This window comes from Klebsiella pneumoniae subsp. pneumoniae HS11286 (assembly GCF_000240185.1).
Classification (GTDB): Bacteria; Pseudomonadota; Gammaproteobacteria; order Enterobacterales; family Enterobacteriaceae; genus Klebsiella; species Klebsiella pneumoniae.
The window spans coordinates 796299-822776 of record NC_016845.1; the positions used below are offsets into that span (position 1 = coordinate 796299).

The 26478-nt window shown below is 59.1% G+C and carries 21 protein-coding genes; 6 read left to right on the forward strand and 15 right to left on the reverse strand.

All coding sequences use genetic code 11. The annotated features are described in order from the left end of the window. Positions 1–92: 92 nt before the first annotated feature. From KPHS_07550 to KPHS_07570, 3 genes are all read left to right on the forward strand, one after another. Positions 93–626 carry a glutathione-regulated potassium-efflux system ancillary protein gene (locus tag KPHS_07550; RefSeq protein ID YP_005225055.1) on the forward strand — a complete coding sequence of 178 codons (534 nt, stop codon included), beginning with the start codon at positions 93–95 and terminating at the stop codon, positions 624–626. Further along, on the forward strand, positions 619–2484 hold the full coding sequence (locus KPHS_07560; protein ID YP_005225056.1) for a glutathione-regulated potassium-efflux system protein KefC: 1866 nt from the start codon (positions 619–621) through the stop codon (positions 2482–2484). Before KPHS_07550 ends, KPHS_07560 begins: the two co-directional genes overlap by 8 nt. A gap of 173 nt (positions 2485–2657) precedes the next feature. Continuing rightward, a complete protein-coding gene (locus KPHS_07570) occupies positions 2658–3137 on the forward strand; it encodes a dihydrofolate reductase (protein ID YP_005225057.1) in 480 nt (159 codons plus the stop codon). 255 nt (positions 3138–3392) lie between these two features. On the opposite strand, the gene KPHS_07580 is transcribed toward KPHS_07570, so the two are convergent. The 6 genes from KPHS_07580 to KPHS_07630 are packed head-to-tail and all read right to left on the reverse strand — an operon-like array spanning position 3393 to position 10095. Then, positions 3393–4241, reverse strand: coding sequence for a diadenosine tetraphosphatase (locus KPHS_07580; RefSeq protein YP_005225058.1), 849 nt, complete (start codon positions 4239–4241; stop codon positions 3393–3395). A 4-nt stretch (positions 4242–4245) separates the two neighbouring features. After that, a complete protein-coding gene (locus KPHS_07590; protein YP_005225059.1) occupies positions 4246–4623 on the reverse strand; it encodes a putative cytoplasmic protein in 378 nt (125 codons plus the stop codon). Positions 4624–4625: 2 nt separating this feature from the next. Next, positions 4626–5447, reverse strand: coding sequence for a dimethyladenosine transferase (locus KPHS_07600; RefSeq protein YP_005225060.1), 822 nt, complete (start codon positions 5445–5447; stop codon positions 4626–4628). Next, complete coding sequence (locus KPHS_07610) at positions 5444–6433, reverse strand: 4-hydroxythreonine-4-phosphate dehydrogenase (protein ID YP_005225061.1); 990 nt, start codon at positions 6431–6433, stop codon at positions 5444–5446. The genes KPHS_07600 and KPHS_07610 overlap by 4 nt, the downstream gene beginning before the upstream one ends. 5 nt (positions 6434–6438) lie before the next feature. Then, positions 6439–7725 (reverse strand): peptidyl-prolyl cis-trans isomerase SurA, encoded by a 1287-nt coding sequence (locus tag KPHS_07620; RefSeq protein YP_005225062.1) that lies wholly within the window; start codon positions 7723–7725, stop codon positions 6439–6441. Positions 7726–7779: 54 nt separating this feature from the next. After that, on the reverse strand, positions 7780–10095 hold the full coding sequence (locus tag KPHS_07630) for an organic solvent tolerance protein (RefSeq protein YP_005225063.1): 2316 nt from the start codon (positions 10093–10095) through the stop codon (positions 7780–7782). 276 nt (positions 10096–10371) lie between these two features. Between KPHS_07630 and KPHS_07640 the strand changes: the two genes are divergently transcribed. Further along, a complete protein-coding gene (locus KPHS_07640; protein YP_005225064.1) occupies positions 10372–11199 on the forward strand; it encodes a DNA-J like membrane chaperone protein in 828 nt (275 codons plus the stop codon). Between the two features lie 32 nt (positions 11200–11231). Here KPHS_07640 and KPHS_07650 read toward each other — a convergent pair whose 3' ends face one another. Further along, positions 11232–11930 carry a two-component response regulator gene (locus KPHS_07650; protein YP_005225065.1) on the reverse strand — a complete coding sequence of 233 codons (699 nt, stop codon included), beginning with the start codon at positions 11928–11930 and terminating at the stop codon, positions 11232–11234. Further along, the gene (locus KPHS_07660; RefSeq protein YP_005225066.1) at positions 11920–13545 is read right to left on the reverse strand and encodes a two-component sensor kinase; all 1626 of its coding nucleotides are present in this window, start codon (positions 13543–13545) and stop codon (positions 11920–11922) included. Before KPHS_07660 ends, KPHS_07650 begins: the two co-directional genes overlap by 11 nt. 324 nt (positions 13546–13869) lie before the next feature. Between KPHS_07660 and KPHS_07670 the strand changes: the two genes are divergently transcribed. Beyond that, entirely contained in the window at positions 13870–15234 is a 1365-nt protein-coding gene (locus tag KPHS_07670; RefSeq protein ID YP_005225067.1) for a citrate/acetate antiporter, read from the forward strand. 28 nt (positions 15235–15262) lie between these two features. Here the strand turns inward: KPHS_07670 and KPHS_07680 are convergent, their stop codons facing one another. Continuing rightward, positions 15263–15451 (reverse strand): hypothetical protein, encoded by a 189-nt coding sequence (locus tag KPHS_07680; RefSeq protein YP_005225068.1) that lies wholly within the window; start codon positions 15449–15451, stop codon positions 15263–15265. Between KPHS_07680 and KPHS_07690 the strand changes: the two genes are divergently transcribed. Further along, positions 15414–15953, forward strand: a complete 540-nt coding sequence (locus KPHS_07690) for a phosphoribosyl-dephospho-CoA transferase (RefSeq protein YP_005225069.1) — start codon at positions 15414–15416, stop codon at positions 15951–15953. The two genes, KPHS_07680 and KPHS_07690, sit on opposite strands and share 38 nt — an antisense overlap. A gap of 74 nt (positions 15954–16027) precedes the next feature. On the opposite strand, the gene KPHS_07700 is transcribed toward KPHS_07690, so the two are convergent. The 6 genes from KPHS_07700 to KPHS_07750 form a co-directional block, all read right to left on the reverse strand. Beyond that, positions 16028–16687, reverse strand: a complete 660-nt coding sequence (locus KPHS_07700; protein ID YP_005225070.1) for an RluA family pseudouridine synthase — start codon at positions 16685–16687, stop codon at positions 16028–16030. 12 nt (positions 16688–16699) lie between these two features. Then, complete coding sequence (locus tag KPHS_07710) at positions 16700–19543, reverse strand: ATP-dependent helicase HepA (RefSeq protein ID YP_005225071.1); 2844 nt, start codon at positions 19541–19543, stop codon at positions 16700–16702. A 250-nt stretch (positions 19544–19793) separates the two neighbouring features. Beyond that, complete coding sequence (locus KPHS_07720) at positions 19794–22151, reverse strand: DNA polymerase II (RefSeq protein ID YP_005225072.1); 2358 nt, start codon at positions 22149–22151, stop codon at positions 19794–19796. A gap of 175 nt (positions 22152–22326) precedes the next feature. Continuing rightward, a complete protein-coding gene (locus KPHS_07730; RefSeq protein ID YP_005225073.1) occupies positions 22327–23022 on the reverse strand; it encodes an L-ribulose-5-phosphate 4-epimerase in 696 nt (231 codons plus the stop codon). A gap of 137 nt (positions 23023–23159) precedes the next feature. Further along, on the reverse strand, positions 23160–24662 hold the full coding sequence (locus tag KPHS_07740; protein ID YP_005225074.1) for an L-arabinose isomerase: 1503 nt from the start codon (positions 24660–24662) through the stop codon (positions 23160–23162). A gap of 10 nt (positions 24663–24672) precedes the next feature. Further along, on the reverse strand, positions 24673–26382 hold the full coding sequence (locus KPHS_07750; protein ID YP_005225075.1) for a ribulokinase: 1710 nt from the start codon (positions 26380–26382) through the stop codon (positions 24673–24675). Between the last annotated feature and the right edge of the window lie 96 nt (positions 26383–26478).

Genomic DNA, 26478 nt, shown 5'->3' on the forward strand with positions numbered 1-26478 from the left:
ATCGCGACATAAATCACAGTTATCATTGTAAGCGGTTCGCTTAACTGTCTACACTCTTGCTGATTACGACAAGAGCAAACGCAGGCCAATCAATGATTCTGATAATTTATGCGCATCCTTATCCGCAGCATTCTCATGCGAATAAGCGAATGCTTGAACAGGCAGGGACGCTTGAAGGCGTAGAGATACGCTCCCTCTATCAACTCTATCCCGACTTTAATATCGATGTCGCCGCCGAGCAGGCGGCGCTGGCCCGTGCCGATCTGGTTATCTGGCAGCATCCTATGCAGTGGTATAGCGTACCGCCGCTGCTCAAGCTGTGGATGGACAAGGTGCTGTCGCACGGCTGGGCCTATGGTCACAACGGTATTGCCCTGCGCGGTAAATCGCTGATGTGGGCGGTCACTACCGGCGGCGGTGAAAGCCACTTTGATATCGGTTCGTTTCCCGGTTTCCCGGTGCTGGCGCAGCCTCTGCAGGCAACTGCGCTTTACTGCGGGATGAAATGGCTGCCGCCGTTCGCTATGCACTGCACCTTTATCTGCGATGATGAAACGCTGCAGGCGCAGGCCCGCCGCTATCGTCAACGCTTAATCGACTGGCAGGAGGCACACCAGAATGGATAGCCATACGCTGATACAGGCGTTGATTTACCTCGGCGCCGCGGCGCTGATTGTGCCCATCGCCGTCCGTCTGGGGCTGGGGTCAGTGCTGGGCTATCTCATCGCCGGCTGTATTATCGGCCCGTGGGCGCTGCGGCTGGTGACCGATGCCGAGGCGATTCTGCACTTTGCCGAGATTGGCGTGGTGCTGATGTTGTTCGTCATTGGTCTGGAGCTCGATCCGCAGCGCTTATGGAAGCTGCGCGCCTCGGTGTTTGGCGGCGGCGCACTGCAGATGGTGGCCTGCGGGGTGTTGATCGGCCTGTTCTGCATGCTGCTGGGCCTGCGCTGGCAGGTGGCCGAGCTGATTGGTATGACTCTGGCGCTTTCTTCCACAGCCATTGCTATGCAGGCGATGAATGAGCGCAATCTGACGGTGTCGCAGATGGGGCGGAGCGCCTTCGCGGTGCTGCTGTTCCAGGATATCGCCGCGATCCCGCTGGTGGCGATGATCCCGCTGCTGGCGGCCAGCGGCGGCGCCACCTCGCTGATGGCTTTTGCCCTCTCCGCGCTGAAAGTGGCCGCAGCGCTGGCGCTGGTGGTGGTCCTTGGGCGCTATCTGACCCGGCCGCTGCTGCGCTTTGTCGCCCGTTCCGGCCTGCGCGAAGTGTTCAGCGCCGTGGCCCTGTTCCTGGTCTTCGGCTTTGGCTTATTGCTGGAAGAGGTGGGGCTGTCGATGGCGATGGGGGCGTTTCTCGCCGGGGTGCTGCTGGCCAGCTCCGAATATCGTCATGCGCTGGAGAGTGATATTGAGCCGTTTAAAGGACTGCTGTTGGGGCTGTTCTTTATCGGCGTCGGCATGTCGATTGATTTCGGCACCCTGGTCACCCATCCGCTGCGTATTGTGATTTTGCTGGTCGGTTTCCTGGCGATAAAAATGCTGATGCTGTGGCTTATCGCCAGGCCGCTTGGCGTACCGCGCGCCCAGCGCCGCTGGTTTGCGGTGCTGCTGGGGCAGGGGAGTGAGTTCGCGTTTGTGGTGTTTGGCGCCGCGCGGATGGCGGATGTACTGGACGGCGAATGGGCAAAAGCGTTGACCCTGGCGGTGGCCCTGTCGATGGCGGCAACCCCCATTCTGCTGGTGCTGCTGACCCGTCTGGAGAAATCGTCCAGCGGCCAGGCGCGTGATGCTGACGAGATTGATGAAGAGCAGCCGCGGGTGATTGTCGCCGGCTTTGGCCGCTTCGGGCAGATTGCCGGGCGATTGCTGCTCTCGAGCGGGGTGAAGATGGTGATCCTCGATCATGACCCGGACCATGTCGATACCCTGCGCAAATTTGATATGAAGGTTTTCTACGGCGATGCCACCCGGGTCGATCTGCTGGAGTCGGCCGGGGCCGAAAAGGCGGAAGTGCTGATCAATGCCATTGACGATCCGCACGTCAGCCTGGAGCTGGTGGCGAGGGTAAAAGAGCATTTTCCGCATCTGCAGATCATCTCCCGCGCCCGCGATGTCGATCATTACATTCAGCTGCGCCAGGCTGGCGTCGAGGCCCCGGAGCGTGAAACCTTCGAGGCGGCGCTGAAGTCCGGCCGAATGACGCTGGAGGCGCTGGGGCTCGGCGCCTATGAAGCGCGCGAGCGGGCCGATCTGTTCCGTCGATTCAACCTGCAGATGGTCGAAGAGATGGTGGCGATGGCGGAAAACGATGCCGCGTCGCGGGTGGCGGTCTTCAAGCGGACCAGCGATATGCTGACCGGCATCATCAACGAAGATCGTCATCATCTGTCGCTGGTGCAGCGTCATGGCTGGCAGGGTACGGAAGAGGGCAGGCACACCGGGGATATTGCCGATGAGCCGGAAAATAAGCCCTCAGCCTGAGGCTGACCAGTAACATTTTGTTTTCGTTTGGATCCTCTTCTGGCGGCCCACGGTGTGAACGTGGGCTTGCCAGCAAATCAGAAAATTTTCTTATTCTTTACCCTCCGGCCAGTCGACGAAGTTGTACGCTTTCCGTATAGTGGCGACAATTTTTTGCACTCGGGAATGAATGAATGATCAGTCTGATTGCGGCGTTAGCGGTAGATCGCGTCATTGGTATGGAAAACGCCATGCCATGGAACCTGCCTGCCGATCTCGCCTGGTTCAAACGCAACACGTTAAATAAGCCGGTGGTGATGGGGCGTCTGACCTGGGAATCCATTGGGCGCCCATTGCCGGGGCGTAAAAATATCGTGATCAGCAGCAAACCCGGCAGCGACGATCGCGTGCAGTGGGTCTCCTCCGTAGAAGAAGCAATTGCCGCCTGCGGCGATGTGGAAGAGATTATGGTGATCGGCGGCGGCCGGGTGTATGAGCAGTTCCTGCCGAAAGCGCAGAAGCTCTACTTGACCCATATTGATGCGGAAGTGGAAGGCGATACCCATTTCCCGGATTACGATCCGGACGAATGGGAGTCGGTGTTCAGCGAGTTTCATGACGCCGACGCGCAGAACTCCCATAGCTACTGCTTTGAGATCCTCGAACGCCGTTAAGCGGGCAGGATAGCGATAAAAAAACCCCGGTCGCGTCTGGCGTGACCGGGGTTTTCTTTTGCATGAATTGCGCGACGATGGCGCACTCAGTATCTCGTCATGTTTCCCGTCGCGGGCTTCGTCTTCTTTCTGAAGCGCTCCCCGGGGCGACAAATAGCACATAAACGTAGGTCGGGTAAGGCGTTAGCCGCCACCCGACAAAACGACGCCGCAGGTAGCCCGGATAAGGCGCAACGCGCCGCTATCCGGGAAGAGTCAGGACGCGACGGCTTCGCCTTCGTCGAGGCTTTTCTGCCGGTTTGACGGCTGGGTGAAGTACTGCTTATCTTCCCAGCGCAGGCAGGTGAGTTCCCCGCCCCAGCAGCAGCCGGTATCCAGGGCGTAAATCCCCTCCGGCGTGCCGCGTCCCTCCAGCGAAGCCCAGTGGCCAAAGGCAATGCTGTAGGCATTGCTGACCGGGCCGGGAATGGCAAACCACGGCTTCAGCGGCGCCGGGGCGTCCTCGGGCGCTTCCTTCGAATACATATCCAGCTGGCCGTTCGGGAAACAGTAGCGCATGCGGGTAAAGGCGTTAGAGATAAAGCGCAGGCGCGCCAGGCCGCTCAGCTCGTTGCTCCAGTGGTTCGGCATGTCGCCGTACATGGCATCGAGGAAGAAAGGATAGGAGTCGCTGGAGAGCACTGCTTCAACATCGCGCGCGCACTGCTGGGCGGTCTCCAGATCCCACTGCGGGGTAATGCCGGCGTGGGCCATCACCAGCTTTTTCTCTTCATCCACCTGCAGCAGCGGCTGGCGACGCAGCCAGTTGAGCAGCTCATCGGCATCCGGCGCTTCCAGCAGTGGTTTCAGACGATCCTTCGGCTTGTTGCGGCTGATACCGGCAAAGACCGCCAGCAGGTGTAAGTCATGGTTGCCCAGCACCAGTCGTACGCTGTCGCCCAGAGATTTGACATAGCGCAGGACCTCCAGCGATCCCGGGCCTCGGGCCACCAGATCGCCGGTCAGCCACAGCGTATCTCTCCGCGGATCGAATTCAACCTGCGCTAATAATGCGATCAGTTCATCGTAGCAACCGTGAACGTCGCCAATAAGGTATGTTGACATTGTTTTAATGAATGAGCGTTGGAACTGCGAGACGGAAAACAGGGATCTCAATACGGAACGGCGCGCCGTCGATATCGATCATCTCATAATGACCCTGCATGGTTCCCAGCGGCGTTTCAATCACTGCGCCGCTGGTATATTGATATTCACCGCCGGCGGGAATATGCGGTTGCTCGCCGACCACCCCTTCACCCTGAACTTCAGTCTCACGACCGTGGCCGTTAGTGATGAGCCAGTAGCGGCCAAGCAGCTGAACCTGACTCCGCCCCAGGTTGCGAATGGTGACGGTGTAAGCGAAGACGTAGCGCTCTTCTTCCGGGGAAGACTGCGATTCGATATAGACGCTCTGTACCTGGACACACACCCGGGGCGAATGAATCATGGTTAGCTCTCCTTCGTTGGCAGATTGTCAGACAGCCAGTTGGCCATCAGGCAGTACTGCGCCACGGAAATATTTTCGGCGCGCATGGCCGGGTCGATGCCCAGCTCGGTCAGCACTTCCACGCTGAACAGATTGCCGAGACTGTTGCGGATAGTCTTGCGGCGCTGGTTGAACGCTTCGGTGGTGATGCGGCTCAGCACCCGGATCTCTTTGACCGGATACGGCATGGTGCTGTGCGGCACCAGGCGTACCACCGCGGAGTCGACCTTAGGCGGCGGGGTAAACGCGCTCGGCGGCACTTCGAGTACCGGGATCACCTGGCAATAATATTGCGCCATCACGCTTAACCGACCATACGCCTTACTGTTCGGTCCGGCAACCAGACGATTCACTACTTCCTTCTGCAGCATAAAGTGCATATCGGCAATGGCATCAGTATAGCTGAACAGATGGAACATCAGCGGGGTCGAGATATTGTACGGCAGGTTGCCGAAGACGCGCAGCGGCTGGCCCATTTTCTCCGCCAGTTCGCCAAAGTTCATGGTCATCGCATCCTGCTGATAGATGGTCAGCTTTGGACCGAGGAACGGATGCGTCTGCAGGCGAGCCGCCAGATCGCGGTCCAGTTCGATGACGGTCAGCTGGTCAAGGCGTTCGCCGACCGGCTCGGTCAGGGCCGCCAGGCCGGGGCCGATTTCAACCATCGCCTGGCCTTTCTGCGGGTTAATCGCCGAGACGATGCTGTCGATCACAAACTGATCGTTGAGGAAGTTCTGCCCGAAGCGTTTACGGGCTAAATGGCCCTGATGGACTCGATTATTCATTGGGTATTAACAATCATTTTGATGGCGAGATTAAGCGCCGTGATAAAACTGCCGACGTCCGCTTTTCCCTGGCCCGCTAATTCCAGTGCGGTGCCGTGGTCGACGGAGGTACGAATAAAAGGTAAACCGAGCGTAATGTTCACGCCGCGGCCAAAGCCCTGGTATTTTAGCACGGGCAGGCCCTGATCGTGGTACATCGCGAGTACCGCATCGGCATGATCAAGATATTTCGGCTGAAAGAGGGTGTCTGCCGGCAGCGGACCGCTGAGGTTCATCCCCTTTGCGCGCATCTCTTCCAGCACCGGAATGATGGTGTCTATCTCTTCTGTTCCCATATGGCCGCCTTCGCCAGCGTGCGGGTTAAGCCCGCAAACCAGCACATGCGGCTGGGCAATGCCAAATTTCGTGCGCAGGTCGTGATCGAGAATGGTGATGATCTCGCGCAGTAGCTCGGGGGTAATCGCTTCGCTGATGGCTTTCAACGGCAGATGGGTGGTGACCAGCGCCACCCGCAGCTCCTCGGTCGCCAACATCATCACCACTTTGCTGGCCTTCGCGCGCTCTTCAAAGAACTCGGTATGACCGGTAAAGGCGATACCGGCGTCGTTGATGTTGCCTTTATGCACCGGGCCGGTCACTAACGCCGCAAACTCGCCGCTAAGGCAGCCGTCGCAGGCGCGCGCCAGCGTCTCCACTACGTAGGCGCCGTTTTGCACATTCAGCACGCCGGGCTCCGCCGGGACGTTTAGCGGCACGTTCAGCAGCGTCAGGGTACCGGCGCGCTGAGGAACAGGAGGTTGCGCGGGATCGTAAGGGAGGAGAGATAAAGGAAGACCGAGCCGCTTGGCTCGGTCAGTTAACAGGGCGCCATCGGCGCAAATCACCAGCTCAACTGGCCAGTCGCGCTGGGCAAGCTGCACGACCAGGTCAGGGCCAATCCCGGCGGGTTCGCCGGGAGTGATAACAACTTTACGGGTTTCAGGCATCGATATTAGTTGCTCAGAATTTTAACATACGCACTGGCGCGCTGTTCCTGCATCCAGGTTGCCGCTTCTTCAGAGAATTTGCGGTTCATCAGCATGCGGTAAGCACGATCTTTCTGCGCGGCGTCGGTTCTGTCGACCTGACGGCTATCCAGCAGTTCGATCAGATGCCAGCCAAAGGAAGAGTGCACCGGTCCGCTGGTCTGCCCTTTGTTCAGACGCATCAGCGCATCGCGGAACGCCGGGTCAAAGATGTCCGGCGTGGCCCAGCCTAAATCACCGCCCTGGTTTGCCGAGCCCGGATCTTCCGAATAGGTTTTCGCCGCTTGAGCAAACGTGATTTTCCCGCTCTTAATCTCGGCTGCGATCTGTTCCAGCTTAGCCTGAGCCTGGGCGTCGTTCATGATCGGCGACGGTTTCAGCAGAATATGACGGGCGTGAACCTCGGTAACGGAGATATTCTGGGTACCACCGCGCAGGTCGTTGACTTTCAGAATGTGGAAACCAACGCCGGAACGAATCGGACCGACGATATCCCCTTTCTTCGCCGTGCTTAACGCCTGAGCGAAAATGCCCGGCAGCTCCTGGATACGGCCCCAGCCCATCTGGCCACCCTTCAGCGCCTGTTGGTCAGCGGAGTAGGTGATCGCCAGTTTGCCGAAGTTGGCGCCGTTGCGCGCCTGCTCAACGATGGAGTTTGCTTGCTCCTGGGCCGCGGCGACTTCATCAGAGGTCGGGTTCTCCGGCAGCGGGATCAGGATGTGGCTCAGGTTGAGCTCGGTGCTGGCGTCGTTCTGGTCGCCGATCTGTTTCGCCAGCGCTTCCACTTCCTGCGGCAGCACGGTGATGCGACGACGCACTTCATTGTTACGCACTTCCGAAATCAGCATCTCTTTACGGATCTGGTTACGGTAGGTGTTGTAGTTGATGCCTTCATAGGCCAGACGGCTGCGCATCTGATCCAAGGTCATATTATTTTGTTTGGCGATGTTGGCGATAGCCTGATCGAGCTGGTCGTCAGAGATCTTCACGCCCATCTTCTGCCCCATCTGTAACACGATCTGGTCCATGATCAGTCTTTCGAGGATTTGATGGCGCAGGGTGGCGTCATCCGGCAGCTGTTGGCCAGCCTGACCAGCATTGAGCTTAACCGATTGCATCAAACCATCGACGTCGCTTTCCAGCACGACGCCATTATTGACGACGGCCGCTACTTTATCGACCACCTGGGGGGCAGCGAAACTGGTATTCGCGATCATGGCGATACCGAGAAGCAGCGTTTTCCAGTTCTTCATACTTTTTCCATTTCGATTAACCGCAAATGCGGATGATGTTGTAAACCAGCCGCATCACAGGGAGCTCTGGTACGGTAAAATGTTCGAGCGCAGCATCTGCTGGGTGCCGAGGCCGTAGTTAGAGCTCAGACCGCGCAATTCGATATTGATTCCGAAGGTGTTATCGTATTTGCTCTCGCCGCCGTTGTCGTTGCTGTTCCAGCCGTTGACTTTACGTTCGTAGCCAAGACGGATGGCGTAGCAGCAGGAGTTATACTGCACACCCAACATCTGGTTTGCTGCTTTCCGGGTATTAGTATCGTAGTAGTAGGCCCCGACCACGGACCAGCGATCGACAATCGGCCAACTGGCGGTCATCCCCACCTGCGAAATACCCTGTTTATATTGTGCCGCGGTGGAATATGACGGCAGCGTGGCCTGAATATATTCCGGGCTGGCGTAACGATAGTTAAGCTGAACTAAGCGGTTCTCATCGCGACGGTATTCAATGGTGCCGTTACCAGTGGCAACGTTATCCAGACGCGTATCGTACTGGATCCCTCCGCGCAGACCCCATTCATCGGCAATGCGCCAGTAGGTATCGCCGGCCCAGACCAGTGAACCCGTGGTATCGTTGTTCTCCCAGTTGATGTTGTCATCACCGGTGCGTGACTCGGTGAAATAGTAGATTTGACCAACGGAAATATTAAAACGTTCCACCGCGGCGGCATCATACACGCGCGAGGTGAGCCCGGTGGTGACCTGATTAGCCGACGCGATGCGGTCCAGACCGCTATAGGTACGGTCGCGGAACAGACCGGTGTAATCCGACTGCAACAGCGTGGAGTCGTAGTTGCCGATTTCACTCTGATCGCGGTACGGCACGTACAGATACTGCACGCGCGGTTCCAGCGTTTGGGTGAATCCCTCCTGCAGGTCGCGTTCAAAGACCATTTTGCCGTCGACTTTAAACTGCGGCATTACGCGGCTGACGGACTCTTTATAGTCAGTGCCGTTGGCGGCATTGTACTTATCGAGGTTGCTCTGCTGGTAGTGAGTCGCCAGCAGCTTGGCTTCGGTATTCAGACTGCCCCAACCGTTGGACAGCGGCAGGTTGATCGTCGGTTCGAAGTGAACGCGGGTCGCTTCCGGCATGTTGTTATTCGAGTTAACAAAATGGGCAACCTGTCCATAGAGATGGGTATCGAACGGACCGACATCATTCTGGTAGTAGTTGACGTCGAGCTGCGGCTCAGCCGAATAGGAGTTGCTCGATTCGCGGTCAAAGACCTGGAACTGTTTGGTCGATACCGTGGCGTCAAAGTTCTGGTTGACGTAACCGGCGCTGAATTTCTGCGTCGCATAGCCATCGGTACTGGAACCATATTTCGAGCTGAAGTCGTTGAAGTAGTCAGGATCGCTGACCTTGGTGTAGTCAGCGTTCAGACGCCATACCTGATCGATAACCCCTGAGTGGTTCCAGTAGAACAGCCAGCGGCGGCTGTTGCTGTCGCTCGAGTGGTCGTCTTCGTAGACTTTATCCGACGGCAGGTAGTCGAATTCAGTTAAGCCGCTGCCGAGCTGGGTCAGATAGCGGAACTCGTTTTCCCACATCACGCCGCCGCGTTTGTTCATATAGTGCGGAGTAATGGTGGCATCGAAGTTTGGCGCGATGTTCCAGTAGTACGGCAGGGAGAATTCCACGCCGTTTTTGGTGCTGTATTTCGCGTTCGGGATCAGGAAGCCTGAACGACGCTTATCGCCCACCGGCAGCTGCAGGTAGGGGCTATAGAAAATCGGCACAGAGCCAAGCTTGAAGCGGGCGTTCCAGATCTCGGCAACCTGCTCTTCGCGATCGTGGATAACTTCGCTGCCGACGACGCTCCAGGTGTCGGAGCCCGGCAGACAGGAGGTAAAGCTGCCGTTTTCGAGAATGGTATAGCGGTTTTCACCGCGCTGTTTCATCAGGTCGGCGGTGCCGCGTCCCTGGCGTCCGACCATTTGATAATCGCCCTGCCAGACGTTGGTATCTTTGGTATTCAGATTCGACCAGGCTTTTGGCCCTTTGAGGATCACCTGGTTATCGTCGTAATGCACGTTGCCCAGCGCGTCCACCGTGCGCACCGGCTGCGCCTGGCCCGCGGCCTGCTGCTGGTGCAGCTGAACTTCGTCGGCGCGGAGGCGACTATTCCCCTGGTTAATATCGACGTTGCCGGTAAAGACGGCGTTGTCCGGGTAGTTGCCCTTCGCATGATCGGCGTTAATCGTCACCGGCAGATCGCCAGGACGACCTTCCACGAGCGGACGATCATAGCTTGGCACGCCAAGCATACATTGCGTTGCGAGATCGGCAGCGAGGCCTTGTTGGCTATACAAGGCGCTGGCAATCATCGTAGCCAGGAGGCTGGGAATACGTTTTTTCATACGTTGTATTTATTGTTCCATCATCTTGTGACAGCGGCTTGCAAACGGTCAGAGCCTAACTTACTCAACATTATCACGCTAGTGTTAATCCTGCCCGTTTCGAGCCCGAGCGTTAGGCACCCTGTTGAATGACGAGTATGATAAAGCAAATTATAGGCTATGTCCCACAATTGACCGAGGCGCGAGTGCCGGGTAACGTGCGGTCATATTCGAGCTTAACGGCGATAAACAGTTGGGGAGTCTATGCAGTATTTGGGTAAAGTGATTGGCGTGGCAGTGGCTTTGCTGATGGGTGGTGGGTTCTGGGGCGTGGTGCTTGGCTTTCTGGTCGGCCATATGTTTGACCGGGCGCGCAGCCGCCGGTTAAATCTCTTCGCCAATCAGCAGGAGCGTCAGTCGCTCTTCTTTTCCACCACCTTCGAAGTGATGGGGCACCTGACCAAATCCAAGGGCCGCGTTACCGAAGCGGATATTCATGTCGCCAATGTGCTAATGGATCGCATGAACCTGCATGGCGCCTCGCGCACCGCGGCGCAGCAGGCGTTTCGCGACGGTAAGGCCGACAACTATCCCCTGCGCGAGAAAATGCGTCAGCTGCGCAGCGTCTGCTTTGGCCGTTTCGATCTGATTCGGATGTTTCTGGAAATTCAGCTGCAGGCGGCGTTCGCTGATGGCGAACTGCATCCTAACGAACGGGAAGTGCTGTTCGTCATTGCCGACGAGCTCGGCATCTCCCGCGCCCAGTTCGATCAATTCCTGCGGATGATGCAGGGCGGCGCCCAGTTTGGCGGCGGTTCGCAGCAGCGCTCTTATGGCCAGCATGGCGGCAACGCCGGCTGGCAGCAGGCGCAGCGTGGGCCGACCCTCGAAGATGCCTGCAATGTGCTGGGAGTAAAACCGACCGACGACGCGGCGACGGTGAAGCGCGCCTATCGCAAGCTGATGAACGAACATCATCCGGACAAGCTGGTAGCGAAAGGTCTGCCGCCGGAGATGATGGAGATGGCCAAACAGAAGGCCCAGGAGATCCAGAAGGCCTGGGAGCTGATCAAAGAGCAGCGCGGCTTCTGACGTTTCCAGCCCCTCCCGTCCGGCGAGGGGTTTTAACTTTTGACCTTAGCGCGGCGATACAGCCGCCGCGGATGGCCAATTTTTCCGTACAGCATCTCCACTTCCAGAAAACCGGTCTCAACGCCGTGCTCCAGATAGCGACGGGCGGTGGTTTTGCTGAGCCCGGCGGCGCTGACCACTTCATCAACGGAAAAACAGTGCGCTTCCCGGTCGCTAAACAGTCCCTGCACCAGCGCCAGCGTTTTCTCTTCAATCCCCTTGCTGCCGCTATCCACGCGATAGTTCTTCGCCTGCAGTTGATAGAGGGAATCGACGTTTTGCTGATCGACGATTTTCCACTCTCGTTGCTGATCGTAGAACTGGATAAAGCGCTCCAGCGACTGGCTCAGCCGCTTCCATGATACCGGCTTAAGGATATAGTCGAAGGCGCCGTTGCGGATGGCCTGGCTGCAGGTTTCCATATCGCTGGCGGCGGTGATAAAGATCACCGAGCATTGGCTGGTCGCCAGCGCCGGGTCGGTCATCAGCGTGACGCCTTTGCCGTCCGGTAAATAGTTATCCAGCAGCACCAGCTGCGGCGGCGTGGCGTGAAGCAGCTGCCGCGCCTGGGCGAGGGAGGCCGCCATGCCTGCCAGCCGCAGTCGCGGGTGTTTTTGCACAAGCTCGGCGTGCAGGCGCGCCAGTTCGCTCTCATCTTCAATGATTAGCACATCGACCAGGTCATGATGCATCGTGGGCCTCCGGTTGCGGACAGGCGTGCGCGTCGGCCGGGATAAATAGGGTGAAGATCGTTCCCCGCGGCGCGTTATCGGCGACTTCGATGGTGCCGCCCGCCTGAGTGACATAATGTTCAATAAGATACAGACCAATGCCGTGATCGCCACGGGTTTTGGTGGTGACGCCGCGTTCAAAAATGCGCTCGCGGATATCGGGGCGGATGCCGACGCCGCGGTCGGCCACTTCGATAATCAACTCCCGGGCGTTGAGCTGGATCAGGACTTCAACCGGCTCATGCGGCAGCTCGGCACGCTGCGTGGCTTCGATGGCGTTATCCAGCAGGTTGCCGATGATGGAGATCAGCTCGGATTCCATTAGTGACGGCAGGGGGCGGTCGATGCGGCAGGCCGGGTCGAAGCTCAGCGCCACGCCTTTTTCGCGGGCGCGGGTGGCTTTGCCGAGCAGCAGACCGCATAGCGTCGGCGAGTGGAAGTGCGAGGAGATAAAATCCAGTAGCTCCTGAGCATGTTCCGACTGGGCCTGAATATAGCGGATCGCTTCGTCATAATGGCCCATATGCAGCAGGCCGGAGAGGGTAGTCATCCGGTTGAGCTGCTCGTGGCGCATGATGCGCAGATTGTCGACATAGCGCTTCACCTGGCTCAGCTGGGCGGTGAGGGCATTGATTTCATTGCGGTCACGGAATGTGATCACCCAGCCCTGCAGGGTATTCTCCAGCATAATGCGCACCCGACTGGCGAGCACGGTCAACTGGTTGAAGCGGCATAGCTCATCGTGGGTATCGCGTTCGAGCATGTCGCCGCTGGCGAAAAAGGGCTGCGGCGAAATGACGCTGTCGATCGACTGACCGCGCAGCTGGCGGGCGGGCTGGCTGAGCCCCAGCAGGCTGCGGGCGGCATGGTTTATCACCTCAATACGCCGCTGGCGATCGATGACGATCACCCCCTCAAAGATCGACTCCATCATCGCCTTTTGCTGGCGAACCAGCAGGCCAATTTCCCGCGGCTCGAGCGAAAAAATCTGCTTCTTGATACTGCGGGTAAAGTACCAGGAGAAGATAAACAGGGCGATGAGCAGCAGGACGGCGGCGATAAAAATATTGATCACTTTAGTCAGAGTAATGCTGTCGAGATAGCTGGTGAGGTAGCCGACGGAGACAATACCGATCACTCGCCCTGCGTCATCAACGATGGGCGTTTTGCTGCGCAGCGAGACCCCGAGGCCGCCTTTGCGAATGGTGGTGATGGATTTCCCTTCCAGTACCGCCTGGTTGTCGCCGCCGACCAGTCGGGTGCCAACCCACTCCGGATGGACGGAATGAAACAGATGAACTCCCTGACGGTCGCCGATGACGATAAAGCTGGCGTCGCTATGGGCGGCGATTTGCTGCATAAACGCCTGAATCGCCTGTGGGTCGTGCCGGCTGACCTGTTGACGTAAATTCGGCATCAGGGCTATCTCTTCGGCCTGTATTTTGGCCCGGGCGCTCATCTCCTGATAAAGCTGGCGGCTGGCGTCAAAATAATAATAAATGCCCAGCGCGATAAAAAGGACCGAGAAAAAAGCGACCAGAGAAATAAACAGCTTATATTGAAAAGATAATTTCATAGGCCCCGGACGACGTATTAACCATAGCGGCACTCTATCATTTTTCTGTCACGTGACGTAAATGTTAAGGGAAAGTTGTGATCAGCGGCGCAGGCGCGGGCTGCCGCCAGCGGTCGCGGCGGAAATAGGCGGCCGGCGGGAAATAAAAACCATAAAAACCACAGTCATAAATCAGAGATATATCACTCCCGGGCAGTTCAGCGAATAAAAACCATAAAAACCATAGTGACCATTAAAACTTCTTTTTTAATCTGGGAAGCTTCACATTAACGACGCCGCTGTCCCTTTACGCTGAAAATGAATAATAACGACAGGGCTGAATTTATGAGCACCACAGACAATGCATTCTCTGCAACCCTTGAACCGATCGATACGCCGAAAACCACGCTCAAGCAGCGCTGGTGGCATATTATGGATAACTGGAAGGTGGGGATCGTCCCGCTGCCGCTGTTTCTGCTGGCCGGAGGACTGATTGCCCTCGACTGCCTTGGCGGCAAACTGCCGAGCGATATCGTGGTGATGGTGGCCACCCTGGCTTTCTTTGGCTTCGCCTGCGGCGAGTTTGGTAAACGCCTCCCGGTGCTGGGGAAACTCGGTGCGGCGGCGATCTGCGCCACCTTTATTCCTTCCGCGCTGGTCCACTATGGTCTGCTGCCTGACGTGGTTATTGAATCCACGACCAAATTCTATAAATCCACTAACATCCTCTATCTCTATATCTGCTGCATCATTGTCGGCAGCATCATGAGTATGAACCGCACCACGCTGATTCAGGGCTTTCTGAAGATCTTCTTCCCGATGCTGTGCGGCGAAGTGGTCGGCATGCTGGTGGGCATCGGCGTCGGCACGCTGCTGGGCATGGAGCCGTTCCAGGTATTCTTCTTTATCGTGCTGCCGATTATGGCCGGCGGCGTGGGAGAGGGGGCGATTCCGCTGTCAATGGGTTATGCCGCGCTGATGCATATGGAGCAGGGCGTGGCCCTGGGCCGGGTATTGCCGATGGTGATGCTTGGCAGCCTGACGGCGATCGTCATCTCCGGCTGCCTCAACCAGCTCGGCAAGCGCTTCCCGCATCTGACCGGCGAAGGGCAACTGATGCCGAACCGCAGCCATGAAACCCGCAGCCTCAGCGAGAGCGAAGGCGTGAGCGGTAAGACCGACGTTGGGACCCTCGCCTCCGGCGCGCTGCTGGCGGTACTGCTGTATATGATGGGGATGCTCGGCCACAAACTGATTGGTCTGCCGGCGCCGGTAGGCATGCTGTTCCTCGCGGTGCTGTTAAAGCTGGCTAACGTGGTGTCTCCGCGTCTGCAGGAGGGGTCGCAGATGGTGTATAAATTCTTCCGCACCGCGGTCACCTACCCGATCCTCTTTGCCGTCGGCGTGGCGATCACCCCGTGGCAGGAACTGGTAAACGCCTTCACTTTAACCAACCTGCTGGTGATCGTCAGTACCGTCTCCGCGCTGGTGGCGACCGGTTTCCTGGTTGGTAAAAAGATAGGGATGCACCCGATCGATGTGGCGATTGTTTCCTGTTGCCAGAGCGGGCAGGGCGGCACCGGCGATGTGGCGATCCTGACCGCCGGCAACCGCATGAGCCTGATGCCGTTCGCGCAGATCGCTACCCGCATCGGCGGGGCGATAAATGTCTCGCTGGGGTTGCTGTTCCTCAGCCACTATCTGGCGTGATATAACGCTACGCTCAGCGATAAATCTGCTATTTTCCGCTACAGAACGCCGAAAATATCTGCGTTCTGTATCCTAAATGCTCCGCATTTAGCGTTACAATCAGCGCGCGATCGGCTATCGCAACCATCATCATGACAGTCCAGGCGCTGTCGTATTTATCATATGTAGGAGAGGAATTAATGTCAGTGGATACTCCCGCCCAGGCGGGCGTCAGCATCGACGCATTGCTGGCGGCGAAAGAGCAGCGTGCAGCCCGCCAGGCCGACTGGTTGGCCCATTATCAGCAGCCTGTTATTTCCCTGACCCTGGTGACCCCGGGGGCGGTGAAGGACAGCATTCGCTATCGCAATATGATGGGCGTTGCCCTCCAGGCCTGCGATCAGCTGCTGTGGAAGCACCGCTGGCAAACGCTGGATCGTCAGGTGCTATGGCTGCCGACCGGGCCAGAAGCGCTGTGGTGCGTAGCGCATCCGGCCAGCGAAATCAAAGCGATGTGCAGTACGCTGGAGCAGAGCCATCCGCTGGGACGCCTGTGGGATATCGATGTAATCTGTCCGCAGAACGGGCTGGTGGGACGCCAGTCGCTGGGCGAATCGCAGCGCCGCTGCCTGCTGTGCGATGAGCCGGCGCACGCCTGTGCGCGCAGCCGTCGTCACGACACCGATCTCGTCGTCGCCCGCGTTGAGCAGATGATTGACGCGTGGTTCGCCCGCGATTAATCGGGATTGTTTTCTGTATCCTCACTAATCCGAGTTGCACGCAGCCAACCCGCATGCAACTCGAAGTATGAGCGTTAAAAGTCGATCGGCGCGCGAAAGGTCATCGCGTTGCCGTAGGCAGGATGGGTGATGGTGAGCGTCTCGGCGTGCAGCAGCAGGCGCGGGGCCATCGCCAGCGCCTCCGGCGTGGCATAGAAGCGGTCGCCAAGGATCGGATGCCCCAGCGCCAGCATATGCACGCGCAGCTGGTGCGACCGTCCGGTAATCGGCTTCAGGCGCACGCGGGCGGTGTTATCTTCTGCGTACTCCAGCACCTCATATTCGGTTTGCGCCGCTTTGCCGGTTTCATAGCACACCTTCTGCTTTGGCCGGTTCGGCCAGTCGCAAATCAGCGGTAAATCCACGAGGCCTTCCGCCGGCTGCGGATGGCCCCAGACGCGGGCGACGTACTGCTTCTTCGGCTCGCGCTCGCGGAACTGACGCTTCAGTTCACGCTCGGCGGCTTTATTCAGCGCCACCACAATCACGCCGCTGGTGGCCATATCCAGGCGATGCACCGATTCGGCCTGCGGGAAGTCGCGCTGAATGCGCGTCATCACGCTGTCTTTATGCTCCTCAAGACGACCGGGGACGGACAACAAGCCGCTCGGCTTGTTGACCACCATGATGTGCTCATCCTGATACAGGATCACCAGCCAGGGATCCTGCGGCGGATTGTAGTTTTCCATCGCCATGTTCGCGTTCCGTTACTGGTGAGTGACGACGATCAGACGCAGCGCGTCCAGACGCCATCCGGCCTGCGCCAGCGCATCCATCACCTGCTGACGGTTGCTTTCGATCCCCGCCAGTTCGTCGTCACGGATGTTCGGGTTCACCGCCTTCAGCGCTTCCAGACGCGACAGCTCCGCCGTCAGCTTTTCATCGGCTTCGTTACGCGCCGCGTCGATCAGCCCCTGCGCCGCTTTGGCGATCTGCGCTTCACCCTGCTGCAGAATCGCGTGAACGTCCTGCTGCACCGCGTTGACCAGCTTGCTACCGGTATGGCGGTTGACCGCGCTCAGCTGGCGGTTGAAGCTTTCGAACTCCACCTGCGCGGCGAGGTTGTTGCCGTTTTTATCCAGCAGCATGCGAACCGGGGTCGCCGGCAGGAAGCGGTTGAGCTGCAACTGCTTCGGCGCCTGCGCTTCGACGACATAGATCAGCTCCAGCAGCAGGGTGCCGACCGGCAGCGCCTTGTTCTTCAGCAGGGAAATGGTGCTGCTGCCGGTATCGCCGGAAAGGATCAGGTCCAGACCGTTGCGTATCAGCGGGTGTTCCCAGGTAATAAATTGCGCATCTTCACGCGACAGCGCCACGTCACGTTCGAAGGTGATGGTGCAACCGTCTTCCGGCAGGCCCGGGAAATCCGGCACCAGCATATGGTCGGAAGGGGTGAGGACGATCAGGTTTTCACCGCGGTCGTCCTGGTTGATGCCGACGATATCGAACAGGTTCATCGAGAAAGCGATCAGGCTGGTGTCGTCATCCTGCTCTTCGATGCTCTCCGCCAGGGCCTGGGCTTTCTCGCCGCCGTTGGAGTGGATCTCCAGCAGACGGTCGCGGCCCTGCTCCAGCTGCGCCTTCAGGGCATCATGCTGTTGGCGGCAGGATTTGATCAGATCGTCAAAGCCGTCGATGGATTCCGGCGCCGCAAGATAGTTGATCAGTTCATCGTGCACGCTGTCGTAGACGGTGCGACCGGTCGGGCAGGTATGTTCGAAGGCGTCGAGCCCTTCGTGATACCAGCGCACCAGCACCGACTGCGCGGTTTTTTCCAGGTACGGAACGTGGATCTGGATATCGTGCGCCTGGCCGATACGGTCGAGACGACCGATACGCTGCTCCAGCAGATCCGGGTTAAACGGCAGGTCGAACATCACCAGGTTGCTGGCGAACTGGAAGTTGCGTCCTTCGGAGCCGATCTCGGAGCACAGCAGCACCTGGGCGCCGGTGTCTTCTTCAGCAAACCACGCCGCGGCGCGGTCGCGTTCGATAATCGACATCCCTTCATGGAACACCGCGGCGCGGATGCCTTCGCGCTCGCGCAGCACCTGCTCCAGCTGCAGGGCGGTGGCGGCCTTAGCGCAGATTACCAGCACCTTCTGCGAGCGATGGCTGGTCAGGTAGCCCATCAGCCACTCGACGCGCGGGTCGAAGTTCCACCAGGTACCGGTATCACCTTCAAATTCCTGATAGATCTGCTCCGGATAGAGCATGTCGCGCGCGCGCTCTTCCGCGGTTTTGCGCGCGCCCATAATGCCGGACACTTTGATGGCCGTCTGGTACTGGGTCGGCAGCGGCAGACGAATGGTGTGCAGCTCGCGTTTCGGGAAACCTTTGACGCCGTTACGGGTATTACGGAACAGCACGCGGCTGGTGCCGTGGCGGTCCATCAGCATCGAGATCAGCTCCTGGCGCGCGGCCTGGGCATCTTCGCGATCGCTGTTGGCGGCCTGCAGCAGCGGCTCGATATCCTGCTCGCCGATCAGATCGCCCAGGGTATTGAGTTCGCTATCGCTCAGCTTGTTGCCCGCCAGCAGCAGCGCGACGGCGTCGGCCACCGGACGGTAGTTCTGCTGTTCTTCGACAAACTGTTCAAAATCGTGGAAGCGGTTCGGATCCAACAGACGCAGGCGCGCAAAATGGCTCTCCATTCCCAGCTGTTCCGGCGTCGCGGTCAGCAGCAGGATACCCGGCACGCGCTCAGCCAGCTGTTCAATAGCCTGATATTCACGGCTCGGCGCCTCTTCGCTCCACACCAGGTGGTGCGCTTCGTCGACCACCATCAGGTCCCACTCGGCGTCGCACAGGTGCTCCAGGCGCTGCTTGCTGCGACGCACGAAGTCTAAAGAGCAGATCACCAGCTGTTCGGTTTCGAACGGATTGTAGGCATCGTGCTGCGCTTCGGCGTAGCGCTCGTCGTCGAACAGCGAGAAACGCAGGTTGAAACGGCGCAGCATCTCCACCAGCCACTGGTGCTGGAGGGTTTCCGGGACCACGATCAGCACGCGCTCGGCGGCGCCGGAGAGCAGCTGCTGGTGCAGGATCATCCCGGCTTCAATGGTCTTACCTAAGCCCACTTCATCGGCCAGCAGGACGCGCGGCGCGTGACGACGGCCCACATCGTGGGCAATATGCAGCTGGTGCGGGATCAGGCTGGTGCGCTGGCCGCGCAGGCCGCTCCACGGCATGCGGTACTGTTCGCTCTGGAACTTGCGCGCGCGGTAGCGCAGGGCAAAGCGATCCATGCGGTCGATTTGGCCGGCGAACAGGCGGTCCTGCGGTTTGCTGAATACTAGTTTGCTGTCGAGCAGCACTTCACGCAGGGTGACGTTCGCTTCCTGGGTGTCCAGGCGGGTGCCAGTGTAGGACAGCAGCCCGTTCTCTTCATTCACTTTGTCAACGTGGAGCTGCCAGCCTTCATGGCTGGTGATGGTGTCGCCCGGGTTAAACATTACGCGGGTGATCGGGGAATCGTTGCGAGAGTACAGACGGTTTTCGCCGATGGCGGGGAAAAGGAGAGTGACCATGCGCGCATCCAGCGCTACCACCGTCCCTAATCCTAGTTCGCTCTCTGTGTCGCTAATCCAGCGTTGACCAAGTGTAAAAGGCATATATGTTCGGCTCTTTAGTTCTTTAATTGCAGGCAATAGTTGATCATCTCCATGAACAATCGGAGATGCGTCAAAATTGGGGCCAGGAATGGAAAGGGCGCTATATTACTGGATGGCAGAACGTTCGTCACGTTCTCCTCACGCTTCATTTTTAGGCTTTCGTGCCCGTGGAATGGGTGACAAAAAATCAAAATAGCCCCAACTGTCCTGTCACTATTGTAGCAAAGTCATCGTTGACGAAGGGCAGGATCCCTTCCGCCACCGGCTGCAACTGCTTTGTTAAATAGTGATCGTAATCGAGCGGCGACTGCTGGTAATCCACCGGCTCCGGGCCGCTGGTGGTCCAGACGTATTTGATGGTGCCGCGCTGCTGATACTGCTGCGCCCGCCCAAGCTTCAGGTTGTGTTCATCGGCAAGCCGGGCGGCGCGCACGTGCGGCGGTACGTTGCGCTGATACTCCGCCAGCGGCCGGCGCAGGCGTTTGCGATAAACCAGCTGTTCGTCGAGCTCGCCGTTCATCAGCCTGGCGATAGTCTCCCGCACATAATCCTGATACGGCTGGTTGCGGAAGATGCGCAGGTATAACTCCTGTTGAAACTGCTGGGCCAGCGGCGTCCAGTCGGTACGCACCGTTTCCAGACCCTTAAACACCATGCGCTGGGCATCGCCCTCCTGAATCATCCCGGCATAGCGCTTCTTGCTGCCGGTATCGGCGCCGCGGATCGTCGGCATTAAAAAGCGGCAGAAGTGGGTTTCATACTCCAGCTCCAGGGCGCTGGTAAGCTGGCTTTTGCTAAGCTCCTGCGCCCACCAGGCGTTGACATGGCTGACCAGCTCGCGGCCGATCTCCGCCGCCTGGGCTTCGCTGTGCGGGCGCTTCAGCCAGACGAAGGTGGAGTCGGTATCGCCGTAGATAACGTCATAGCCTTTGGCTTCAATTAACGCTTTGGTCTGGCGCATGATCGCATGGCCGCGCATGGTGATCGACGAGGCGAGACGCGGGTCGAAGAAGCGGCAGGCGCTGGTCCCCAGCACGCCGTAAAAGGCGTTCATAATGATCTTCAGCGCCTGAGAGAGCGGCTTATTGTGCTGGCGTTTGGCTTCATCCCGGCCGTGCCAGATCTGGCTGACAATCCCCGGCAGGCAGTGCTTATCTCGCGAGAAGCGGGCGCCGAGGAAGCCCTCGATACTGTGCTGGTCATCGGGTTGCGCCAGCCCTTCAATCAGGCCGACCGGATCGATTAAAAAGGTACGAATAATCGACGGATACAGGCTTTTATAGTCCAGCACCAGCACCGAGTCATACAGGCCGGGGCGGGAGTCCATAACGTAGCCGCCGGGGCTCGCCTGCGGCGGTACGTCGCCGAGATTCGGCGCCACGTAGCCCAGGCGGTGCATGCGCGGGAAATAGAGATGGCTGAAGGCGGCGACCGAGCCGCCGTGGCGGTCGGCGGGCAGACCGTTGACCGTCGCCCGTTCGAGCAAAAACGGCATGATCTCCGTTTTGTGGAAGATCCGCGTCACCAGCTCGCAATCCTGCAGGTTATAGATGGCCAGCGCCGGTTTGTCTTCATGAAAGCGGCGATCGATCTCATCCATCCGATCCCATGGGTTGTCGATGGCTTTGCCTTCTCCCAGCAGCTCGCGGGCCACCGCCTCCAGCGAAAAGGAGGAGAAATTCCAGAACGCCGATTTTAGCGCGTCGATGCCGTCGATAATCAGCCGCCCGTTGGCCTGGGCGAAAAAGACGCCGTTCTTAAAGCCGTGCTCACGCCACTCCAGCTCGCTGTTGCCGCGGCCGAGCCGCAGCGGGATGCGATAGCGTTCGGCGTGCTTTTGCAGAACGCGCAGATCGAACTGCACTACGTTCCAGCCGATCAGCACGTCGGGGTCGTGTTCGGCAAACCAGGCGTTGAGCTTTTCCAGCAGCAGGGGACGGCTGGCGATGAAGACCAGCTCGAAGTCGACGTCTGGCGGCGTTTCCGGTTCGGGGCCCAGCATGTAGACCACCCGCTGGCCGCAGCCTTCCAGACCGATGCAGTACAGCTCGCCGTGGCGGCTGGTTTCGATATCCAGCGACACCCATTTCAGTGGCGGACGATAGTCAGGGTTCGGCTTCATGCGTGCGTTGACCAGCTGCGAGCCGCGCGTTTCGCCTTCCACCCACACCGGGGCGGTGATAAAGCGCTCCATCAGATAGCGCTCCGGCGGGCGGATATCGCCTTCGTAAACGGTGACGCCGCTGTCGCGGAGCATCTTCTCCAGACGCATCAACTGGCGATGGGCGCGGCAGTAGAGGCCAACAATCGGCTGACGGTGGAAATCTTTCAGGGCCAGCGGGGCGAAGCGGAGCCCTTTCTCCCCCTGCAGCAGCCGTTCAGCCTGCGCCCGCTGCGCTTCGGGAATAAAGGCGACGGACTCCTGCGGCGGGAGGGTGACCTGCAGCGGACCGTCGTCGGTGGCCAGCCAGAAGGAGAGCTCGGTGCCCTGCGGAGTGTCCCGCCAGTGACGGGTGAGTAAAAATCCTGCTCGTGGCTGGGTCACGGGTATTCTCGCCGATAAAAAACCAGGCCTGATTATAGCCTGGTTTCATGAAGGGTGCTGGGGTTTTATACAGGTGTTCGGCGCTAATGTTGCCCCGGATTGCGGCTTGTGCCTTATCCAGGCTACCAGATGGCGCAGAGCCCTGGCCCTGCTAAGCGCAGCGCGAGCAGGGTGATTATTGGCCGTAGTAGGCTTTGGCCCCGTGCTTACGCAGATAGTGCTTATCCAGCAGGGTTTGCTGCATAGCCGGCAGCTGCGGCGCCAGCTGGCGGCAGAAAATCCCCATATAGGCGATCTCTTCCAGCACGATGGCGTTATGCACCGCGTCTTCGGCGTTCTTGCCCCAGGCGAACGGGCCGTGGGAATGGACCAGCACGCCGGGCATCTGCGCCGGGTCGATTCCCTGCTGGCGGAAGGTTTCGACAATCACGTTGCCGGTTTCCCACTCATAGTCGCCGTTGATCTCCGCATCGGTCATTAACCGGGTGCAGGGCACCGGGCCATAAAAGTAGTCGGCATGGGTAGTGCCGGTCGCGGGAATAGATTGCCCGGCCTGCGCCCAGATGGTGGCGTGGCGCGAATGGGTATGCACAATGCCGCCCAGCGTCGGGAAAGCCTGATACAGCAGGCGATGGGTCGGGGTATCCGACGAGGGCTTTTTATTACCCTCTACCACTTCGCCGCTCTCCAGACTGACCACCACCATATCGTCGGCGGTCATCACGCGGTAATCCACGCCGGAGGGTTTGATCACGAACACCCCTTTCTCGCGGTCGACGGCGCTGACGTTGCCCCAGGTTAAGGTCACCAGATTATGCTTTGGCAGGGCCAGGTTAGCTTCCAGCACCTGGCGTTTAAGATCTTCTAACATAGTGTGCTCCGAATAGCAGGCGAGTCGGGTATCCCTCACCCCGACCCTCTCCCGGCGGGAGAGGGAGAAAGGCGGCATGGCGCCCGGTCGGTCCCCTCTCCCCAACGGGGAGAGGGGAAGGGTGAGGGGACAGCCTCTTAGCGTTTTGAACCGTAATACACTTCATTCCAGCGCAGCGCGTCCTTGAAGGACGGCAGACGGGTATCGTTGTCAATGACGGTCAGCTCGATATCATGCAGCTCGGCGAACTGGCGCATATCGTCGAGGTTCAGCGCATGGCTGAAGACGGTATGGTGCGCGCCGCCGGCGATGATCCAGGCTTCCGACGCGGTACGCAGATCCGGCTGCGCTTTCCACAGGGCGTTGGCCACCGGCAGCTTCGGCAGATCGTGCGGCGTTGGGACGGTTTCGATGGTATTGACCAGCAGACGGAAGCGGTCTCCCAGGTCGATCAGGCTGGCGACGATCGCCGGGCCGGTTTGAGTATTGAAGATCAGGCGCGCTGGATCCGCTTTGCCGCCGATGCCCAGCGGCTGAACGTCGAGGATCGGTTTCTCGACGGTGGCGATCGTCGGGCACACTTCCAGCATGTGCGAGCCGAGCACCAGATCGTTACCATTGTCGAAGTGGTAGGTGTAATCCTCCATAAAGGAGGTGCCGCCCTGCAGACCAGTTGACATCACCTTCATGATGCGAAGCAGAGCGGCGGTTTTCCAGTCGCCCTCGCCGGCAAAGCCGTAGCCCTGCTGCATCAGGCGCTGTACGGCGAGACCCGGGAGCTGTTTCAGGCCGTGGAGATCTTCAAAGGTGGTGGTAAAGGCGTGGAAACCGCCCTGTTCGAGGAAGCGTTTCATCCCCAGCTCAATGCGCGCGGCGTCCAGCACGTTCTGGCGCTTCTCGCCGTGAACCTGCGCTGCCGGGGTCAGACGGTAGCTGCTCTCATATTCATCGACCAGGGCGCTGATATCGCCGTCGCTGATGCTGTTCACCACCTGCACCAGATCGCCGACCGCCCAGGTGTTCACCGAGAAGCCAAACTTAATCTGCGCGGCGACTTTATCGCCGTCAGTCACCGCCACTTCGCGCATGTTATCGCCGAAACGGCACACTTTCAGATGACGGGTATCCTGTTTGGAGACCGCCTGACGCATCCAGCCGCCGATACGCTGGTGGGCCTCTTTATCCTGCCAGTGGCCGGTGACCACGCTGTGTTGCTGGCGCATGCGGGCGCCGATGAAGCCGAACTCGCGGCCGCCGTGCGCGGTCTGGTTCAGGTTCATAAAGTCCATATCGATGCTGTCCCACGGCAGCGCGGCGTTGTACTGAGTATGGAACTGCAGCAGCGGCTTATTGAGGATGGTCAGGCCGTTGATCCACATTTTTGCCGGCGAGAAGGTATGCAGCCAGACCACTAACCCGGCGCATTTGTCATCGTAGTTGGCGTCGCGGCAGATATGGGTGATCTCGTCCGGGGTGGTGCCCAGCGGCTTAAGGACCAGTTTGCACGGCAGTTTGGCTTCCGCATTCAGGCTGTTCACCACATGTTCGGCATGCTTCGTCACCTGGCGCAGGGCTTCCGGGCCGTACAGATGTTGGCTGCCAATAACGAACCATACTTCATAGTTATCAAAAATCGTCATTTTCGTATCCTTAATGGGTGAGCGCTGCCTTAGATTGCGGGGCTTTTTCCGCCTTTGCAGCCGAAGGGAGATAGTGTTGTTCCGCGCTGACCGACCACTGCTGGTAGCGCTGATAGAGTTGTTCGAAACGCTGTGCCTGCGCCGGACGCGGCTGCAGGGTAGTTTCCACCTGGCTTGCCATCCGCTGTTGGGCGGCTGGAATATCGTCATAGACGCCGGCGGCGACGGCGGCGAAGATAGCCGCCCCCAGCGCGCAGCACTGATCGGAGGCGACAATCTGCAGCGGACGGTTCAGCACGTCGCAGCAGGCCTGCATGATGACCTGGTTTTTCCGCGCGATACCGCCAAGCGCCATGACGTTGTTAACCGGGATCCCCTGCTCGGTGAAGCACTCCATAATGGCGCGAGCGCCGAAGGCGGTGGCGGCGATCAGACCGCCGAACAGCGCCGGCGCGTCGGTGGCCAGGTTAAGGTCGGTGATCACCCCTTTCAGGCGCTGGTTGGCATTCGGCGTGCGGCGGCCGTTGAACCAGTCGAGCACCACCGGCAGATGCTCCAGCGATGGATTGTTGGCCCAGGCTTCGGTGAGCGCCGGCAGTAACTGTTTTTGGCTGGCTTTGATTTGCTCGCGCAACGCCGGCTGCTGCTGAGCCAGCTGCTCCAGCGGCCAGCCGAGAATGCGGCCAAACCAGGCGTAAATATCGCCGAAGGCGGACTGGCCTGCCTCCATGCCGATAAAGTGTGGAACCACGCTGCCGTCGACCTGGCCGCAGATGCCTTTGACCGTGCGCTCGCCGACGCTCTCTTTATCGGCGATCAGAATGTCGCAGGTGGAGGTGCCGATGACTTTCACCAGCGCGTTAGGCTGCGCGCCGGCGCCAACGGCGCCCATGTGGCAGTCGAAGGCGCCGCCGGAGATGGCCACACTCTGCGACAGACCCAGGCGCTGGGCCCACTCTGCGCTCAGCGTGCCGACCGGCACATCGGCCGTCCAGGTATCGGTGAACAGCGGCCAGGCCAGATGCTGGTTGATGATGGGATCAAGCTCATCGAAGAAGCTGGCCGGCGGCAGACCGCCCCAGCTCTCATGCCACAGCGATTTATGTCCGGCGCTGCAGCGGCCGCGGCGCAGATCCTGCGGACGCGTAGTACCGGAGAGCAGGGCGGGCACCCAGTCGCAAAGCTCTACCCACGAGGCGGCTGCCTGGGCGACAGCGCTATCTTCGCGGGTGACGTGGAGGATTTTGGCCCAGAACCATTCGCTGGAGTAGATCCCGCCGATATAGCGCGAGTAATCCTCTTTGCCCGGCTGGTGGCACAGGCGGGTGATCGCCTCGGCTTCCTCGACCGCGGTGTGATCCTTCCACAGGACAAACATGGCGTTAGGGTTGTCAGCGAATTCTTCGCGCAGCGCCAGCACGTTGCCCTCGGCATCGACGGGAGCCGGAGTTGAGCCGGTGCTGTCGACGCCAATGCCCACGACGTCGGCGCGCTGTTCGGCGCTCAGCGAAGCGAGCACGCTTTTCAGCGCCGCTTCCATGGACTCGATGTAATCTCGCGGGTGATGGCGGAAGCGGTTGTTAGCGCCATCGCAATACTGTCCTTCCCGCCAGCGCGGATACCACTCCACGCTGGTCGCCAGCTCTGCGCCGGACGCGCATTCCACCGCCAGAGCGCGGACTGAGTCACTACCAAAGTCGAGGCCAATCGCAATTGCCATCTTGTTACTCCATGCAGAAATCATTCATGCAGCAACAGTAGATATCCCCGGCAAAATCCGTCAGGCCGGATTCGCTAATCTTATGGATTATTTTGC